Consider the following 16,045-nt stretch of genomic DNA (forward strand, 5'->3'; position numbering starts at 1 on the left):
GGCGTCAGCCAGAGCGCTTCTTGGTGCGGCTCTCGGCCTTGCGGGATTCCAGCCGCTCCGCCTCGGCCACGGCCAGCACTTCTTCCAGTGCCGTGATGGCCAAGGCCATTTCCTGGCGAAAGAGCGGCGCTGCTTGCCTGGCGTTGTGCAGCACGTGCCTGGCGCGCTCCGGGTCGATCTCGCTGCCGTAGCGCCTGCGGCCCACGTGGCGAAAGCCGCGCAGATCATCCAGCATAGTCTCCATGCCGGTATAGACGCTGTTGACCGTGGCGCCGGCCAGCTTGCCGTAAGCCCAGTCCCCTGCGGCGGGGTTCTGAGCTTCCCAGCGCCCGAACTCCTCCAGCTCTTTGTCGAGCTTGGCCATCTCGGCCTCGAAGTCTCTTCTATGCATTCAGGCTGTCCTGTATGCGGGCAAAGGCGTCGGGTCCGATGGTCTCTTCGGCTACGACATCCACCGGGATGGTGAGGCGCTCGGCCAGCGTTTCGGAGACCGCGCGCATGGCCCCCAGCGGCCCGGGGTCGGTGATCAGCAGATCGATGTCGGAGTGGGGCGTGGTCTGGCCTGTTTTCATCGAGCCGAAGAGACGGACCGTCACGCCTTTTTTCTTCATGGCCGCGATGATTGCGCGCGCCTCTTGCCGACCCAGGCGCAGACGCGCTTCGGCCTGCCGCTGTGTGCCGGCATCAGGTTGGTGGAGCGAGAGCCTGGGGTGGGCCCGCGTCTGCACGTGCATTGGGGGTTCAGGTGCCCTTGGTTTGGCGGGCCTGCCCCGGGGCAGCCTCGGGTCGGCCACATCCGAGGGGATGAGCCACAGGGTCAGCGGCCCCAGGCTGTGCTGGGCGGCGCCCGGGATTCGACCGGTGCGGCACAACTGCCGCACCCGTTCCGCGCTGATCCCATGGGCCTTGGCGTATTCCGCAGGCGAAAGCAGGGAGACGGGCGCACCCGATCCCCCGGAAGAAGGCCGGGCAGAGCGTCGAGCGGAGTGAACGGGAACCATGGCGCATTCTACAAAAACCGTAGACCCCCACAATATTTAATGAGCCGCCGCTTGCCCTTCAGATGGACAGGACTTGGGCTTTCATATACTGTACGGAGATACAGTATCTTGACGCATCCCAGACCTCCCCGCGCACTCATCCCGCCATGCTGCCCGCCGTTTTCTGGCAGGAGGACGATCCGTCCCCGGCCCCCATACCCGTTCGCCCGGTGCCGCCGCCCGCTGGTGGCCTGCCGGCGGCCGTGGCCGCGGCGCTGTGGCGGGGTGACCAGCTCGGCGCGCCGGTCTCGGCGGTGTGGCCCAGCGGCTTCGCCGCGCTGGACGCGCAGTTGCCTGGCGGTGGCTGGCCCGGCCACGGGCTGACCGAAATCCTCACCCCGCACAGCGGCACGCTGGAATGGCGCCTGCTCGGGCCGGCGCTGCGCCAGGTCTGTGCCGCCGGGCAGGCGGTGGTGGTGATCGGCCCGCCGCTGTCGCCGCACCTGCCCGGCCTGCGCTTCGAAGGCCTCGACGAGCGCCAACTGGTCTGGGTGCAGGCCGACACGGCGGCCGAGCGCCTGTGGTCGGCCGAGCAGCTCATCAAGGCCCAGGCCGGCGGCGCGATCGTCGCCTGGCTGCCGCGGGCGAGGGCAGCGCAGATCCGCCGGCTGCAGGTGCTCGCCACCGGCTTCGAGTCGCCGGTGTTCGTGTGCCGGCCCATGCACGCCCTGGGCGAGTCGTCGGCCGCGCCGCTGCGCGTGCAGGCCTGCGTGGGGGTGGACTGGGAGCTGCAGTTGCGCATCGCCAAGCGCAAGGGCCCGCCGCTGGAGGCCACCCTGCACCTGCCCTCGGTGCCGGGTGGCCTTGCCACCATCCTCCCACCCCGGCTGCGTGAGCCCAGCCGGTGGATGCCCCGAACCGAAGAGAACGAGCATGTTGTGGTCCGCCCTGCTGCCCAGCCCGAGCGCCGGCACAGCCCCGCCCACTGAGGCCGCGCCGCAGCGCGCGCTGGCGACCTGGGCCTTGCAGTTCACGCCCCGCGTAGCCCTGGCCGACGAAGCCGTGCTCATGGAGGTGGCGGCCAGCGCGCGCCTGTTCGGTGGCCGCCGTGCCTTGCGCGAGCGCGTGTGGGGCGAAGCCCGCGAACTCGGCGTGGCGCAGCTGGCCTGGGCGCCCAACGGCCTGGCCGCGCTCGCGCTGGCGCGCGCCGGCATCGAGAACGGTTTCCAACGCCCGCTGGCCGCGCTGCTCGACACCCTGCCCATGGACACGCTGAGCGCCGTGCGGCCGCACCGGCTCACGCTCGAACACATCGGCTGCCGCACGCTGGGCGACGTGCGCGCGCTGCCGCGCAGCGGCCTGGGCCGCCGCTTCGACCAGCTCCTGTTGCAGGCGCTCGACCAGGCCTACGGGACCGCGCCCGAGGCGCACGACTGGGTGGCGCTGCCCGAGCATTTTGAAGAGCGGCTCGAACTCATGGCCCGCGTGGAGCAGGCGCCGGCCCTGCTGTTCGGCGCGCGGCGCCTGCTGCGCGTGCTCAGCGGCTGGCTGGCCGCGCGGCGCGCGGGCGTCACCGCCTTCACGCTGCGCTGGGCACACGACGCGATGCGCGCGCGCGCGGCGGGCGAGGGCGGCGAGATCACCATCCGCACCGCCGAGCCCACGCGCGACATCGAACACCTCTGCCGCCTGCTGGGTGAGCACCTGGCGCGCGTGAAACTGCTCGCGCCCGTGGGCGACCTGGTGATGGTGGCCACCGAGGTGCGGCCGCTGCATGACGTGAGCGCCTCGCTGTTGCCCGACACCGTGCGCCAGGGCGAGCAACTGGGCCTGGTGCTGGAGCGGCTCTCCGCCCGCCTGGGGCCGCAGCGCGTGCTGCGCCCGGTGCTGTGCGAAGACCACCGCCCCGAATGGATGTGCCGCTGGCAGCCGGCCACGCTGCCCCTGCCGCGCCAGGGCGCGCCCGGCACCGAACTGCCACAGCCCGGCTTCGTGCTGCCCATGCCCTTGCGGTTGGCCGTGCGCGACCACCGGCCGGTCCACCACGACAGCGAACTGGTCATGCTGCTCGGGCCGCAGCGCGTGGAGGGCGGCTGGTGGGACCGCGTCGAAGGCGCCGAGCGCATGCGCAACGTGGTGCGCGACTACTGGGTGGCCCTGTCCCCGCAGGCCGGCGTGCTGTGGGTGTTCCAGACCCGGCTGGACGGCGCGCCCGCCTGGTACCTGCATGGGCACTTCGCCTGAAGGCACTGCCATGAACGCCGATGCCCTTCCCGATTACGCCGAGCTGCGCTGCCTCTCGAACTTCAGCTTCCTGCGCGGCGCCAGCCACCCCGAGGAACTGGTCGAGCGCGCGCAAGCCCTGGGCTACCGCGCCCTGGCCCTGGTGGACGAGTGTTCCCTGGCCGGCGTGGTGCGCGCCCACGTCGCCGCGAAAAAGCACGGCTTCAAGCTGCTGATCGGCAGCCAGTTCCAGGTGCGGTGCGACGCGCCCTTCACCCTGGTCGTGCTGGCCTGCAACCTCAACGGCTACGGCAACCTGTGCGAATTCATCACCCGCCTGCGCCGCAGCGCCCCCAAGGGCACCTACCGGTTGACGGTCGGCGACATCGATGCCGCGGCCCTGGCCGACTGCGTGGTGATCGCCGTGCCCGACCGCCACAGCGACCAGGATCCGATGGACACCATCGCGCGTTGGCTGCTGCAGCACTTCATGGGCCGCTGCTGGCTCGGCGTGGAACAGCTCTGCCGTTTCGACGACGAAATGCGCCTGCACCAGCTGCGCCAGAGCAGCGCGCTCACCGCCGTGCCGCTGGTGGCCGTGGGCGACGTGCGCATGCACGTGCGCTCGCGCAAACCCCTGCACGACGTGCTCACCGCCACGCGCATCGGCAAGCCGCTCACCGAATGCGGCTTCGCGCTGGAGCCCAGCGCCGAGCAGCGCCTGCGCGCGCGCCTCACGCTGGGTCAGCTCTACCCCGCCGACCTGCTGGCCGAAACCCTGGCGGTGGCCGCGCGCTGCGATTTTTCGCTGGACGAACTGCGCTACCAGTACCCGAGCGAGGTGATCCCCGAGGGAGAAACGCCGCAGAGCCACCTGCGCCAGCTGACCGAAGAAGGTGCCCGCAGGCGGTGGCCGCAGGGCACGCCCGAGGCGTTTGCGAAACAGATCGAGCACGAGCTGGAACTCATCGCCTACAAGCGGTACGAGCATTACTTTCTGACGGTGCACGACATCGTGGCCTTCGCCCGCTCGAAAGCCATCCTGTGCCAGGGCCGGGGCTCGGCGGCCAACAGCGTGGTGTGTTACTGCCTGGGCATCACCGAAGTGGACCCGGGGCGCACGGGCCTGCTGTTCGAGCGCTTCATCTCGCGCGAACGCGACGAACCGCCCGACATCGACGTGGACTTCGAGCACGAGCGGCGCGAGGAAGTCATCCAGTACCTGTACGGGAAATACGGCCGCGAGCGCGCCGCGCTCACCGCCACCGTCATCAGCTACCGCCCGCGCAGCGCGCTGCGCGACGTGGGCAAGGCCCTGGGCTTTGCGGAAGGCTCGCTCGATGTGCTGGCCAAACAGTCGCGCTGGTGGGACGGGCACGCGATCGCGCCCGAACGGCTCCAGGAGGCCGGCCTCGACACCGGGCAGCTGAAGGTGCGCCAGCTGCTGGAACTCACCTCCACCCTCATGGGCTTTCCGCGCCACCTCTCGCAGCACACCGGCGGCTTCGTGCTCACGCAGTTGCCGCTCTCGCGCCTGGTGCCGATCGAGAACGCCACCATGAAAGACCGCACCGTGATCGAGTGGGACAAGGACGACCTCGACGCCGTCGGCCTGCTCAAGGTGGACGTGCTCGCGCTGGGCATGCTCACCGCGCTGCGCAAGGCGATGGCCCTGCTCGGTGACAAAGACGGGCGGGCGTTCTGCATGCAGGACATCCCGGACAACGACGGCCCGACCTACGACATGATTTGCGCCGCCGACACCGTGGGCGTGTTCCAGATCGAGAGCCGCGCGCAGATGAGCATGCTGCCGCGCTTGAGGCCACGTTCTTATTACGACCTCGTGATCGAGGTCGCGCTGGTGCGGCCCGGGCCCATCCAGGGTGGGGCGGTGCATCCTTATCTGAACCGGCGGCAGGGCAAGGTACCGGTGAGCTTTCCCGGGCCGGAGGGCGGAAGGGCCTTGAGGGCGGCGTTGGGCCGCACGATGGGCGTGCCCATCTTTCAGGAGCAGTGCATGCAGATCGCCGTGCTCGCGGCCGGCTTCACACCCGGCGAGGCCGACGAATTGCGCCGCGCCATGGCCGCCTGGAAACGCCACGGCAACGTGCAGAAATACGAGCAGCGGCTGATCAAGGGCATGACCGATCGTGACTACGAGCCCGAGTTCGCCAAAAGCATCTTCGAGCAGATCAAAGGTTTCTCCAGCTACGGCTTTCCCGAAAGCCACGCCGCCAGCTTCGCGCTGCTGGTCTATGTGAGCGCGTGGATCAAATGCCACCACCCGGCCGAGTTCCTCACCGCGCTGCTCAACAGCCAGCCGCTGGGTTTCTACACGCCCAGCCAGCTGGTGCAGGACGCGAAACGCCACGGCGTGGTCGTGCGGCCGGTGGACGTGCTGCACAGCGACCGCGACAGCATCCTCGACGCCGATGGCGCGGTGCGCCTGGGCATGCGCCTGGTCAGTGGCATCGGCCAGGAAGCGGCCGAGCGCATCGTGCAGGCGCGCGCGCAACAAGCCTTCCGCAACGCGCAAGACCTCGCGCGCCGCGCCGGCCTGGACCAGCCGCAGATGAAAGCGCTCGCCGCCGCCGACGCCCTCATGGGCCTGAGCGGCCACCGCCGCCAGCAGGTGTGGGACGCCGCCGCGCTGCGCCCGCCACCGGCCTTGCTCAAGGGCGCGCCGGTGGACGAAGCCCCGCTGGCCCTGCCGCCCGCACCCGAAGGCGAAGCCATCGTGTGGGACTACGCCAGCCTGGGCCTCACCCTGCGCCGCCACCCGCTCGCCCTGCTGCGCGAAGAACTCGCGAAGCGCAGGCTCATGACCGCCGAACAACTCAAGGACGCGCCCAACGGCCGCCTCGTGCGCCACTGCGGCATCGTCACCCTGCGCCAGCAGCCCGGCACCTCCTCGGGTGTGGTGTTCGTGAGCCTGGAAGACGAAACCGGCGTGGTGCAGGTCATCGTGTGGCAACGCATCCGCGAACGCCAGCGCGCTGTGCTCACCGGCGCGCGCCTGCTGGCCGTGCGTGGCGTGTGGCAGCGCGAGGGCGAGGCGCGCAACCTCATCGCCGGCCACCTCGAAGACCTCACGCCCCTGCTCAACGGCCTGTCCACCGTGAGTCGGGATTTCCATTGAGGCCCATCGGCGCTAGCATCGCCCCCATGAACCTCGACACCTGGCTCATCTACCTGCTGGCCGCCGCCGGCCTGTCCCTCTCGCCCGGCCCCAACGGCCTGCTCGCGCTCACGCATGGGGTGCTGCACGGCCAGCGCAAGACGCTGTTCACCATCTTCGGCGGCACGCTGGGCTTCGTGGCGGTCATCGCGCTGTCCATGTTCGGCATCGGCGCGCTGCTGCAGACCTCGCTGGTGTGGCTCACCGCGCTGAAGTGGCTCGGCGGCGCCTACCTCGTGTGGCTGGGCATCCAGGTCTGGCGCTCGCCGCCCGTGGGCGTGCAGATCACCGAAGGCGACCGGGCCGGGCCGGCGCGCTCAGGCGGCTCGCTGTTCCGACAGGGGGCCCTGTCCGCCGTCACCAACCCCAAGGGCATCCTGTTCTTCGCGGCCTTCCTGCCGCAGTTCATCGACCCGCACCGCAGCCTGTTGCTGCAGTTCCTGATCATGGCCGGCACCTTCGCGCTGGTCGAGGCCATCACCGAGCTGTTCATCGCCGGCATGGCCGCGCGCATCAGCCCCTGGCTGCGCCGCGTGGGCAAGCGCTTCAACCAGGTCTGCGGCGGCATCTTCGTGGCCATCGGCCTGGCGCTGCCACTGCGCGGCTGAGGGGGCTGCTCGAAAAAACCGCCCCGAAGGGCGGTTCGCGCGATGGGGAGGCTGTTTTAAGCCTTTTCCTTGGCGGCCTTCACGGCGCGGTCGTGAACCGCCTTGGCGTCCGCCTTGCACACCTTCTGGGCGTCGCCGGCCTGGTCTTCGCATTTTTCCTTGGCGAGGTCGTAGGTGGTGTCCGCCTTGACTTCCTCGAGCTTGCGGGCGTTGCCCAGCGTGGCCTTGTACTTGTGCTCCAGCTCGGCCTTCTCGACCTTTTCCTTGCCCTTGGCTTCGACTTCGCAAATGTCCTTGGCGTTGTCCTTGAGGGCATCGCACGACTTCTTGGCGGTCTTGTAGTTCATCTCGACGCGGTCTTTGGCCGCGTCGTATTCGGCCTTGGTCATGGCCTGGGCCGATGCGATGGCAGAGGCGGCGCACAGGGTGATGGCGGTGAGTGTCTTGATGTACATGGTTTTAATCTCCTGAGGGTTTCGAGAAACTTCATCTTCGCCCTGCGGCTGCGTGCCCTCCGTAGGAAAAGCGCGCCGAGCCATGTAGGAGGAGCAGCAACGCTGGCCCGGCGCGGTCTTTCCATCCTTCGTGATTTTTGCCCTGATATGCCGCTGGCCATCCAGGAGACGCGGCGAAGGCACCGCACAATGCCACGGCCCGACCGCGTTCCACAGGAGATTCGATGTACCAGGTATTCGACACGGACATGGAGATGTCTTCCATGATCGACAAGGTGTCCTTCCAGTTCAAACAGAAACTGTTCGAACACCCCGCGTTGAGCCTGGAAAACATCCAGCGCGCCATCCCCGAAATCAACAAGGATCTCATCTATTTTTCGGGCCACAAGATGAGCAAGGACGAGGACTTCGAGACGGCCATCACCGAGGGGCGCAAAGCCCTACCGATCGAAAAGATCATCGAGAGCCTCCCGACGTCGAACTCGTACATCATGATCCGGGAGCCGGAAAGCCACCCTGCATTCCGCGGGCTTCACGACGATCTGGTGAAGGACATCGCCCGGACCGTGAAAGCGCGCGGCCATGGCGTGCCCATCGAGCCCCGCTCCTACATCTTTCTCTCGTCGCCCCACAGCATCACGCCCTTCCATTTCGATCGGGCATCGAATTTCCTGCTGCAGATCGCGGGCTCGAAAGAGGTCACCGTTTTTCCGCCCTTGGACAAGCGCGTCATCACGCAGCCCGAGTACGAATCGCACATGGAACGTGAGGTGGGCGCCCTCAAATGGAAGCCCGATTGCGAGGGCCTGGGGGTGTCCTACCACTGCGCACCGGGGGACGCGCTTCACATTCCTTTCCTGGCCGGGCATCACGTGAAAAATGGTCCCGAGGTGTCGGTGACCTTGTCGATTTTCTTCAACGACGCCCGAACGCTCAAGCAGCTCAACGCGATGAGGTTCAACCACCGGGTGCGGAAGAAATGGGGGGCCTCGCCCATGGCGGTGGGCCAGAGCCATCGCATGGATTCCTTGAAGGCCTTGGCATTTCGAGGGTACGCGCGCTTGACCGCGTAAACGACGATGGGTCCCAGAGGCGCTGCTGTGTTCACCTGGGCATCGCTGGCCCTGGTGGCTCTTCTCGCGGCGTGCGCCACACCGCGCACCGCCACCGTCGATTCCCTCGGCATTTCGTTCGTGCGAGTGCCGGCGGGCGAGTTCCTGATGGGCAGCGACGAATCGGTGCAGGCGCTGGCAGCGGCCTATCCCGCCTTGGAGCGGCCCCGCTTCGAGGGCTTGTCGGATGAAGCCCCGGTGCACCGCGTGCGCATCACCAAGCCCTTCGAGATGAGCCGGCACGAGATCACGGTGGGGCAGTTCCGCACGTTTCTGCGGCGCTCGGGCCATGTGCCCGAATCGGTCGCGGACGGCACCGGGGGCTACGGCTACAACCCGGCCTACGACCCCGCCACCAGTCCTCGGCGCGATGCGTTCGAGGGGCGGTCCCCGCGCTACTCCTGGCAGAACCCCGGCTTCGCGCAGGGCGACGACCACCCGGTGGTGAACGTCACCTGGAACGACGCGGTCGCGCTGGCCCGCTGGCTGTCACAGCAGGAGGGCCGCGCCTACCGCCTGCCGACGGAGGCCGAGTGGGAGTACGCGTGCCGCGCCGGTGGCACGGGCCGCTACCAGCATGGCGACGACCCGGCGGGGCTGATCGGGGTGGGCAACACGTTCGACGAAGACGCTGCCGCGAACTGGCCGGCCTGGCGCGATCGGGCGGTGCCCGGCCGCGATGGCCATGCGTTCACGGCGCCCGTGGGCGCCTACACCGCGAACGCCTTTGGCTTGCACGACATGCATGGCAATGTGTGGGAGTGGGTGTCGGACTGGCATGGCGATGACTACTACGCACAGTCGCCCGTGGACGACCCGACGGGCCCGGCCGATGGCGCGGTGAAGGTGCGCCGGGGCGGCTCCTGGCACACCTGGCCCTTGTACACGCGGTGCGCGTTCCGCAACTGGAACACGGTGCAGACGCGCTACACGCTGGTGGGCATCCGGCTGGTGCGCGAAGCCGCTCGTTGAGCGGCGTTACGTTCGATCGCCGGCCAGCTTGTCGGTGATGAGTTTCCAGTGCTCAGGGCTCACCGGTGTGATCGAGAGCCGGTTGCCGCGCTTGAGCACCACCATGTCGGCCAGCTCGGGCGTGTCGCGCAGCTCGGGCAGGCCGATCAACCGCGTCTTGCGCAGCGCCTGCACGTCCAGCAGCAGCCAGCGCGGGGCGTCGGGTTTGGAGGCAGCGTCGAAATAGGGCGACTTCGCGTCGAACTGCGTGGGATCCGGCCGCGTGGTGGAGGCCACGCGCGCGATGCCGGCGATGCCCGGCTCGGGGCAGCTGGAGTGGTAGAACAGCACGCCGTCGCCGACCTGCATGCCGTCGCGCATGAAGTTGCGGGCCTGGTAGTTGCGCACCCCGGTCCAGGGCACGGTGGCTTTCGGTGCCGCGAGTGCGTCGTCGATCGAGCACTCGTCGGGCTCGGATTTCATCAGCCAGTATTGGGTCATGGTGGTGTCCTTTCTCTGCCTCAATGCAGCTTCACCAGCGGTGTCGCCCGCTTCACCAGGAAACGCGCCACCGCCAGCACGCCGGTGCGCAGTGTGCCGAGCACGGCCTGGTGGTGCATCAGGTGCAGGCTCACGTACATCATGCGGGCGAACATGCCTTGCACGTACCAGGTGGAGCGGAACAGGTTGCCCATGAGGTTGCCGACCGAGGTCTGCGTGCCCAGCGAAACCAGCGAGCCGTGGTCCTTGTAGACGTAGGGCCGGGTGCCTGCGGGCCGGTCGTTGGCGCGGCGCAGCAGCGCGTCAACGAGGTAGCTGGCCTGCTGGTGCGCGGCCTGCGCGCGTGGGGGCACGAAGCCGCCATCGGCCGTGGGGCAGGCGGCGCAGTCGCCCAGCGCGTAGAGGTCGGACTGGCCTTTCACCAGCAGGTTGCCCTCCACCTCCAGCAGGCCGGCGCGGGTGGCGGGCAGGCCGAGCGTGCCCAGCACGTCGGGGGCCTTGATGCCGGCGGCCCAGACCACGATGTCGGCCGCGAACACGCGGCCGGTGGCATCTTCCACCTGCTCGGGCGTGATGCGCGCGACGCGGCAGTTGGTTTCGATGGTGACGTGGCGTTCGCGCAGCAGCTGCGCGGCGGCGGTGGACACTTTTTCGGGCAGCGGCGCGAGGATGCGGGCCGCGCCTTCGAGCAGGGTGATCTGCACGTCGTGGTGCGGGTCGAGCCGGCGAAAGCCGTAGCGCGAGTGCACCACGCTGGCTTCGCGCAACTCGGCCGCGAGTTCCACGCCGGTGGCACCGCCGCCGATGATGACCACGCGCACTTGGGCTTGCGAACCCGCGCTCTTGCGCAGTTCGGCCGCGGTGAGCAGCTTGAGCATGCGCAGGCGGAAGTGTTCGGCGTCGGCCGGGCGGTTGAGCGAGAGCGTGTGTTCGGCCGCGCCGGGCACGTTGAAATGGTTGGCCGTGCTGCCGACCGCGATCACCAGCTGGTCGAAGGGCAGGGTGCGCTCGGGGATGAGTTCCTCGCCGGTTTCGTCGGTGATGGGCGCCACGGTGAGGGTCTTGCCGGTGGCATCGAGCGCGGTCATGGCGCCGAAGCAGAAGGTGAAGCGGTTGTCGTGCGCGAGCATTTCGTACGACAGGCCTTCCTGGTGGATGTCCAGCGTGCCGGCGGCGACTTCGTGCAGCGAGGGTTTCCAGATGTGGAAGAGCTGCTGGTCGACCAGGGTGACCTGCTCCGCGCCGAGCTTGCGCCCGAGTTTGCAGGCCAGTTCCAGGCCGCCCGCGCCGCCACCCACGATCACGATTCTTGTGTGCATTCTTTTCGTCCCAGTGGAAGATCGGCTTCCACTGTAGACGACGCGGCCCTCCCTCAGCTTCGCTCGGGCTTGTGGCCGGTCACGAGCACGAACTCGGCCGGCACCGCGTAGCCGGCGCCGCTGCGCCAGGGCGCGAGCGCGTCGAGGTAGCGGGCGCAGGCCCGCGCGCGGGCCTCGTCGCCAAAGCGCGACCAGGCGAGTGCCACGGGGCCGCCGGCGAAGGCGGCGCGGCAGGCTTCGTCGCCGCTGGCGTAGTGCAGGCTGGTGCTCAGGCGCTCGGTTCGCAGCCCGGTCGCGCCGGCCTGGCCGCACAGCCGCGCCAGCGCGTCGCCCTGGCCGAGGCGGAAAAACAGCGGGCAGACTTCGGTGGTCACTTCGGCATCGACGATGGGAAACAGCGCCGACCAGCCGCAGCGCGCTCGCTCGCCCCACACGGCCAACCCCAGGCGGCCTCCCGGGCGCAGCACGCGCACCAGCTCTTTCAGCGCCTGCTCGGGTTCAGGCAGGTACATGAGGCCGAAGGCGCACAGCGCGGCGTCGAGGCTGGCATCGGCCAGCGCCAGCTGTTCGGCGTCCATGCGCTCCCAGCGCATGTGGCGCTGCCCGCTGGTCCGCGCGCGGCGCTCGGCGGCCTGCACCATGCGTTCCGAGAGGTCAACCCCGATCGCCTGGCCCTGCGGCCCCACGCTGTGCGCGGCGCGCAGGGTGACCAGGCCGGTGCCGCAGGCCACATCGAGCACGTGTTCACCGGTTTGCAGCGCCATGTGCTCCAGCAGGCGGGCCTGGGCGGGCGCCAATTGGGCCTGCCACAGCGCCTCGTAGTCGTCCGCGGCCAGGTCCCAGCCGTAGCGCTGCACGCGGCGTTGAAGGCGCGCGTCCATGGTGGGCCCTTCCGTCAGCGGCGGGTGATGACGATTTCGAGGTACTCGCTGGGCACCACCAGCGCGGTGGGGCCGCCCCGGTTGAGGCGGTTGAGCAGTTCGGTGAGGTCGCTCTCCAGCGCCTGGGCCTTGTCGGGTGGCAGCGCGGCGAAGGCCTTGTGCACCGGGCCGTACCAGGTGCGGAACACGTCGATGAAGTGCGCGGCCGAGCGGTAACGGAAATTGAACAGGCGGGGCGTGGCGTCGATCTTCGCGGCGGTGGACCCGAAGAGCTCGCGCAGATGTGCCTCCGTGCCCCAGAGCGAGGGCGGCTGCACGCCGGCCGGTGGTGGCAGCTGGCGCCCCAGGGTCTTGAACAGCTGGCCGATGAAGCCTTCGGGCGTCCAGTTGGCCAGGCCGATGCGCCCGCCGGGGCGGCAGACGCGCGCCATCTCGGCCGCGCTGCGGGCGTGGTCGGGCGCGAACATCACGCCGAAGGTGGAGAGCACCACGTCGAAGCTGGCGTCGTCGAAGGGCAGTTCTTCCACGTCGGCGACCTGGAATTGCACGTCCAGCCGCTCGGCCTGCGCGCGTTCGGCGCCGCGTTCGAGCAGGGTGGGCACGTAGTCGGTGGAGGTGACGCGGGCGCCCCGGCGCGCCGCGGCCAGGGTGGCGTTGCCATTGCCGGCGGCCACGTCGAGCACGCGCTCGTCCCAGTGCAGGTCGCAGGCCTCGGCGAGCGATTCGCCGACGAGCTGCAGGGTGGTGCCGATGACGGCGTAGTCGCCGCTGGCCCAGGCGGCCTGCTGGCGGGTTTTCAGGGCAATGAAGTCGGTCGGTGCGTTCATGGTGTTTGTCTCGCTGAAGGGTGGCTGGCGTGCGGGCCGCGGTGATCGATGGCCCGGCATGCAGTGGAACGCGAGGGGGTGTGTGGTGTCCTGCCCGAGGCGCGCTCAGGGCTGCCCGATCGTCCGGATCTGGCCCGGGGCGCTGACGCGGCTGACCGCGCGTCCGGAAATGCTGTCCCAGCGTCCGGTCCGGGTGCATGAGCCGACGTGCTGCCTTGGTGCCTGGGGGGAGGGCGCCCATAATGCCTCGGCACGGAGGTGCACCGTGACGCAACAACACATCGCAGAGGCCCTGCAGCGCGTGCAAGCCGTGCTGCAGCGCCGGCCCGAGACCGGCTTGCACGAGGACGGCCCGGCCACCGCGCGCTGGACGGGTGGCACGCGGGTGGTGGCCAGCCACGCCAACGGCACGCAGGTGCCTTCCGACATGCCGAACGAACTCGGCGGCACCGGCGATCTGGTGACGCCGGGCTGGCTGTTCCGCGCGGGGCTGGCCTCCTGCGCGACCACCTCCATCGTGATGGCGGCGGCGGCCGAGGGCGTCGAACTCACCAGCCTGGAGGTGAAGGCGACCAGCCGCTCCGACACCCGCGGCCTGCTCGGCATGCGCGATGCCGACGGACAGGCGGTGAACGCCGGACCGGGGGATGTGCAGTTGGCCGTGCGCGTGCAGGCGAACGGCGTGCCGCCCGAACGCCTGCGCGCGCTGGTGCAGGCGGCGGTGGGCCGCTCGCCGATTCCCAACGCGTTGCAGGCCGCGACGCCGCTGGCCTTGCGCATCGATGCTGGCTGAGAAGGCATGGACGCCCTGTCCGAAACCCTGCGCGTGGTGCAACTGGTGGGCGCCATCTTTCTCCAGGGCCGCTTCACCGCGCCCTGGTGCTATCAGTCGCCGCGCGCCGACGCGGCCGCGCCGTTGCTGGAGCCGGACGCCGAGCGGGTGGTGATCTTTCACCTGGTCACCGAGGGCGAGTGTTTCGTGGAGCTGGACCACCAGCCGCCGGTGCGGCTGGGTGCGGGGGATGTGATCGTGTTCTCGCAGGGCGATGCGCACCGCATGGGATCGGCCCCCGGCCTCACACCCGCGCCCGCCACGCCGTTGAAGGAGCTGCTGCAGCGCCGGCCCCGGCAGCTGATGTACGGCGGGGGCGGCGCGCCGACCCGGCTGCTGTGCGGCTACCTGGCCTGCGACGCGCGGCTGGCCCGCCTGCTGTTGGCCGGGCTGCCGCCGCTGGTGCGGGTGAACGTGCGCGGATCGAACGCGGGCACCTGGCTGGAAGCCTCGGTGCGCTACGCGCTGGCCGAGGCGCGCTCGCCCCGGCCGGGCGGTGCGGGCGTGTTGTCCAAGCTGGCCGAGGTGCTGTTCATCGAGGTGCTGCGGCTCTACATCAACGAGCAGAGCGCGGGCCGCACCGGCTGGCTCGCGGGCCTGGGCGACCGCGTGGTAGGCGCCGCGCTCAACGCGCTGCACCAGCGCCCGGCGCACGCCTGGACGCTGGATGAACTCGCGCGCGAGGCGGGCACTTCGCGCTCGGTGCTGGCCGAACGCTTCCAGCACCTGGTGGGCAGCTCGCCCATGCAGTACCTGATCCAGTGGCGCATGATGCTCGCGGCCAACCTGCTGTGCCGCAGCAAGGCACCGCTCTCGCGCATCGCCGAGGACGTGGGCTACCAGACCGACACGGCGTTCATCCGCGCGTTCCGGCGCGAGTACGGCGTGCCACCGGCCACCTGGCGGCGCCGGCGCGCGGCACTGGAGGAGTTGACCGAACCGCCCTGATCGGCGCGGTTTTCCGCCGGGCACGGTTCTGGCTACGATGGGCCATGAACATGGTTGACTGGCTCCCCGAAGGTTTCCCCCCGTTTCTCGCCGCCTGGCTGCCCACCCTGGTGCTCGTGCTGCCGCTGTGTCTGCTGGCCGAGCTCGTGTTCCGGGTCGGGCGCCGCGTGGTGCGGCGCGCCGCGCAGCGCGCCCCCATGGTGGCCAGCGTGGGGCGCGCCATCGAGGCGCCGGCGCACCTGGCGCTGCAGCTGCTGGCGCTCAATCTGGCCTGGCAGCAGGGCCCTGAAGGCCTGCCGGGGGTGGATCGCCTGCTCACGCTGCTGCTCATCGGCGTGTTCACCTGGCTGCTGGCGCGCGTGGTGCAGGGCGTGGCGCGGGGCGTGAACGAGGCCAACCCGCTGGCGGTGTCGGACAACCTCTCGGCGCGCCGCATCCAGACCCAGACCATGGTGCTCTCGCGCACCGTGCAGGGGCTGGTGGTGCTGATCGGCGTGTCGCTGATGCTCATGACCTTCCCGGCCGTGCGCCAGATCGGCACCAGCCTGCTGGCTTCGGCGGGCGTGGTGGGCATCGTGGCGGGTTTCGCGGCGCGGCCGGTGCTGGGCAACCTGATCGCGGGCCTGCAGATCGGCCTGAGCCAGCCGATCCGCATCGACGACGTGGTGATCGTGGAGAACGAGTGGGGCGTGATCGAGGAGATCACCGGCACCTACGTGGTGGTGCGCATCTGGGACCAGCGGCGCCTGGTGGTGCCGCTGCAGTACTGGATCGAAAAGCCGTTCCAGAACTGGACGCGCCGCACCTCGGAGCTCATCGGCACGGTGTTTCTCTGGGTGGACTACCGCATGCCGCTGGCGCCGCTGCGCGAGGCCTTGCAGGCGGCCTGCGAGAAGTCGCCCCACTGGGACAGGCGCTTCGCGCTGCTGCAGGTGACCGAAGCGGGCGAGAAGGCGATGCAGCTGCGCTGCCTCGTCACGGCCGCCTCGGCCCCCGCGGCGTGGGACCTGCGCTGCCACGTGCGCGAGCACCTGATCGATTTCATCCAGCGCGAGTACCCGGGCTATCTGCCGCGCCACCGGGCCGAGCTCGACCCGCCCGAGCCGGCGGCATCGGGCCCCGTGGTCAACGGACCGCCGCCGGTGGAGGGTGGCGCGGCCGAAATGGAGACGCCCAGCACGCCCAGCCCGCCACCGGGCCGTGGCTGAACACGATTTTTTTGAAAGGAAA

At 69.7% G+C, this 16,045-nt stretch carries 16 protein-coding genes; 9 read left to right on the forward strand and 7 right to left on the reverse strand.

Annotation, left to right across the window (positions count from 1 at the left end; all coding sequences use genetic code 11):
- Nucleotides 1-4: 4 nt before the first annotated feature.
- Both ABSY19_RS25635 and ABSY19_RS25640 read right to left on the reverse strand, forming a co-directional pair.
- A complete protein-coding gene (locus ABSY19_RS25635; RefSeq protein ID WP_382157088.1) occupies nucleotides 5-391 on the reverse strand; it encodes a hypothetical protein in 387 nt (128 codons plus the stop codon).
- Nucleotides 384-734 (reverse strand): nucleotidyltransferase domain-containing protein, encoded by a 351-nt coding sequence (locus ABSY19_RS25640; RefSeq protein ID WP_382157089.1) that lies wholly within the window; start codon nucleotides 732-734, stop codon nucleotides 384-386. Before ABSY19_RS25640 ends, ABSY19_RS25635 begins: the two co-directional genes overlap by 8 nt.
- Nucleotides 735-1,147: 413 nt before the next feature.
- Between ABSY19_RS25640 and imuA the strand changes: the two genes are divergently transcribed.
- Genes imuA through ABSY19_RS25660 form a run of 4 tightly spaced genes read left to right on the forward strand, consistent with a single transcriptional unit; the run spans nucleotide 1,148 to nucleotide 6,989 of the window.
- Nucleotides 1,148-1,969, forward strand: a complete 822-nt coding sequence (gene imuA / locus ABSY19_RS25645) for a translesion DNA synthesis-associated protein ImuA (RefSeq protein ID WP_382157091.1) — start codon at nucleotides 1,148-1,150, stop codon at nucleotides 1,967-1,969.
- Nucleotides 1,914-3,224, forward strand: a complete 1,311-nt coding sequence (locus tag ABSY19_RS25650; RefSeq protein WP_382157093.1) for a Y-family DNA polymerase — start codon at nucleotides 1,914-1,916, stop codon at nucleotides 3,222-3,224. The genes imuA and ABSY19_RS25650 overlap by 56 nt, the downstream gene beginning before the upstream one ends.
- Before the next feature lie 10 nt (nucleotides 3,225-3,234).
- On the forward strand, nucleotides 3,235-6,342 hold the full coding sequence (locus tag ABSY19_RS25655) for an error-prone DNA polymerase (protein ID WP_382157095.1): 3,108 nt from the start codon (nucleotides 3,235-3,237) through the stop codon (nucleotides 6,340-6,342).
- 26 nt (nucleotides 6,343-6,368) lie between these two features.
- Nucleotides 6,369-6,989, forward strand: coding sequence for a LysE family translocator (locus ABSY19_RS25660; RefSeq protein ID WP_382157097.1), 621 nt, complete (start codon nucleotides 6,369-6,371; stop codon nucleotides 6,987-6,989).
- A gap of 56 nt (nucleotides 6,990-7,045) precedes the next feature.
- On the opposite strand, the gene ABSY19_RS25665 is transcribed toward ABSY19_RS25660, so the two are convergent.
- Nucleotides 7,046-7,444 carry a hypothetical protein gene (locus ABSY19_RS25665; protein ID WP_382157099.1) on the reverse strand — a complete coding sequence of 133 codons (399 nt, stop codon included), beginning with the start codon at nucleotides 7,442-7,444 and terminating at the stop codon, nucleotides 7,046-7,048.
- Nucleotides 7,445-7,707: 263 nt separating this feature from the next.
- Between ABSY19_RS25665 and ABSY19_RS25670 the strand changes: the two genes are divergently transcribed.
- Together ABSY19_RS25670 and ABSY19_RS25675 are read left to right on the forward strand one after the other, a co-directional pair.
- Complete coding sequence (locus ABSY19_RS25670; RefSeq protein WP_382157101.1) at nucleotides 7,708-8,517, forward strand: cupin-like domain-containing protein; 810 nt, start codon at nucleotides 7,708-7,710, stop codon at nucleotides 8,515-8,517.
- Nucleotides 8,518-8,544: 27 nt separating this feature from the next.
- Nucleotides 8,545-9,528, forward strand: a complete 984-nt coding sequence (locus tag ABSY19_RS25675; protein WP_382157103.1) for a formylglycine-generating enzyme family protein — start codon at nucleotides 8,545-8,547, stop codon at nucleotides 9,526-9,528.
- A 6-nt stretch (nucleotides 9,529-9,534) separates the two neighbouring features.
- On the opposite strand, the gene ABSY19_RS25680 is transcribed toward ABSY19_RS25675, so the two are convergent.
- Genes ABSY19_RS25680 through ABSY19_RS25695 form a run of 4 tightly spaced genes read right to left on the reverse strand, consistent with a single transcriptional unit; the run spans nucleotide 9,535 to nucleotide 13,035 of the window.
- The gene (locus ABSY19_RS25680) at nucleotides 9,535-10,008 is read right to left on the reverse strand and encodes an EVE domain-containing protein (RefSeq protein WP_382157105.1); all 474 of its coding nucleotides are present in this window, start codon (nucleotides 10,006-10,008) and stop codon (nucleotides 9,535-9,537) included.
- Nucleotides 10,009-10,028: 20 nt separating this feature from the next.
- Entirely contained in the window at nucleotides 10,029-11,327 is a 1,299-nt protein-coding gene (locus tag ABSY19_RS25685; RefSeq protein WP_382157107.1) for an NAD(P)/FAD-dependent oxidoreductase, read from the reverse strand.
- A gap of 53 nt (nucleotides 11,328-11,380) precedes the next feature.
- Nucleotides 11,381-12,208 (reverse strand): class I SAM-dependent methyltransferase, encoded by an 828-nt coding sequence (locus ABSY19_RS25690; protein ID WP_382157109.1) that lies wholly within the window; start codon nucleotides 12,206-12,208, stop codon nucleotides 11,381-11,383.
- A gap of 14 nt (nucleotides 12,209-12,222) precedes the next feature.
- Nucleotides 12,223-13,035 carry a class I SAM-dependent methyltransferase gene (locus ABSY19_RS25695; RefSeq protein ID WP_382157111.1) on the reverse strand — a complete coding sequence of 271 codons (813 nt, stop codon included), beginning with the start codon at nucleotides 13,033-13,035 and terminating at the stop codon, nucleotides 12,223-12,225.
- A 265-nt stretch (nucleotides 13,036-13,300) separates the two neighbouring features.
- On the opposite strand from ABSY19_RS25695, the gene ABSY19_RS25700 reads away from it, so the two are divergent.
- The 3 genes from ABSY19_RS25700 to ABSY19_RS25710 are packed head-to-tail and all read left to right on the forward strand — an operon-like array spanning nucleotide 13,301 to nucleotide 16,023.
- A complete protein-coding gene (locus ABSY19_RS25700) occupies nucleotides 13,301-13,828 on the forward strand; it encodes an OsmC family protein (RefSeq protein WP_382157113.1) in 528 nt (175 codons plus the stop codon).
- 6 nt (nucleotides 13,829-13,834) lie between these two features.
- Nucleotides 13,835-14,815, forward strand: coding sequence for an AraC family transcriptional regulator (locus tag ABSY19_RS25705; protein WP_382157115.1), 981 nt, complete (start codon nucleotides 13,835-13,837; stop codon nucleotides 14,813-14,815).
- 44 nt (nucleotides 14,816-14,859) lie between these two features.
- Nucleotides 14,860-16,023, forward strand: a complete 1,164-nt coding sequence (locus ABSY19_RS25710; RefSeq protein ID WP_382157117.1) for a mechanosensitive ion channel family protein — start codon at nucleotides 14,860-14,862, stop codon at nucleotides 16,021-16,023.
- Nucleotides 16,024-16,045: the final 22 nt, after the last annotated feature.

Origin of the sequence: Hydrogenophaga sp. ANAO-22, assembly GCF_042466645.1 — a bacterium.
GTDB lineage: Bacteria > Pseudomonadota > Gammaproteobacteria > Burkholderiales > Burkholderiaceae_C > Hydrogenophaga.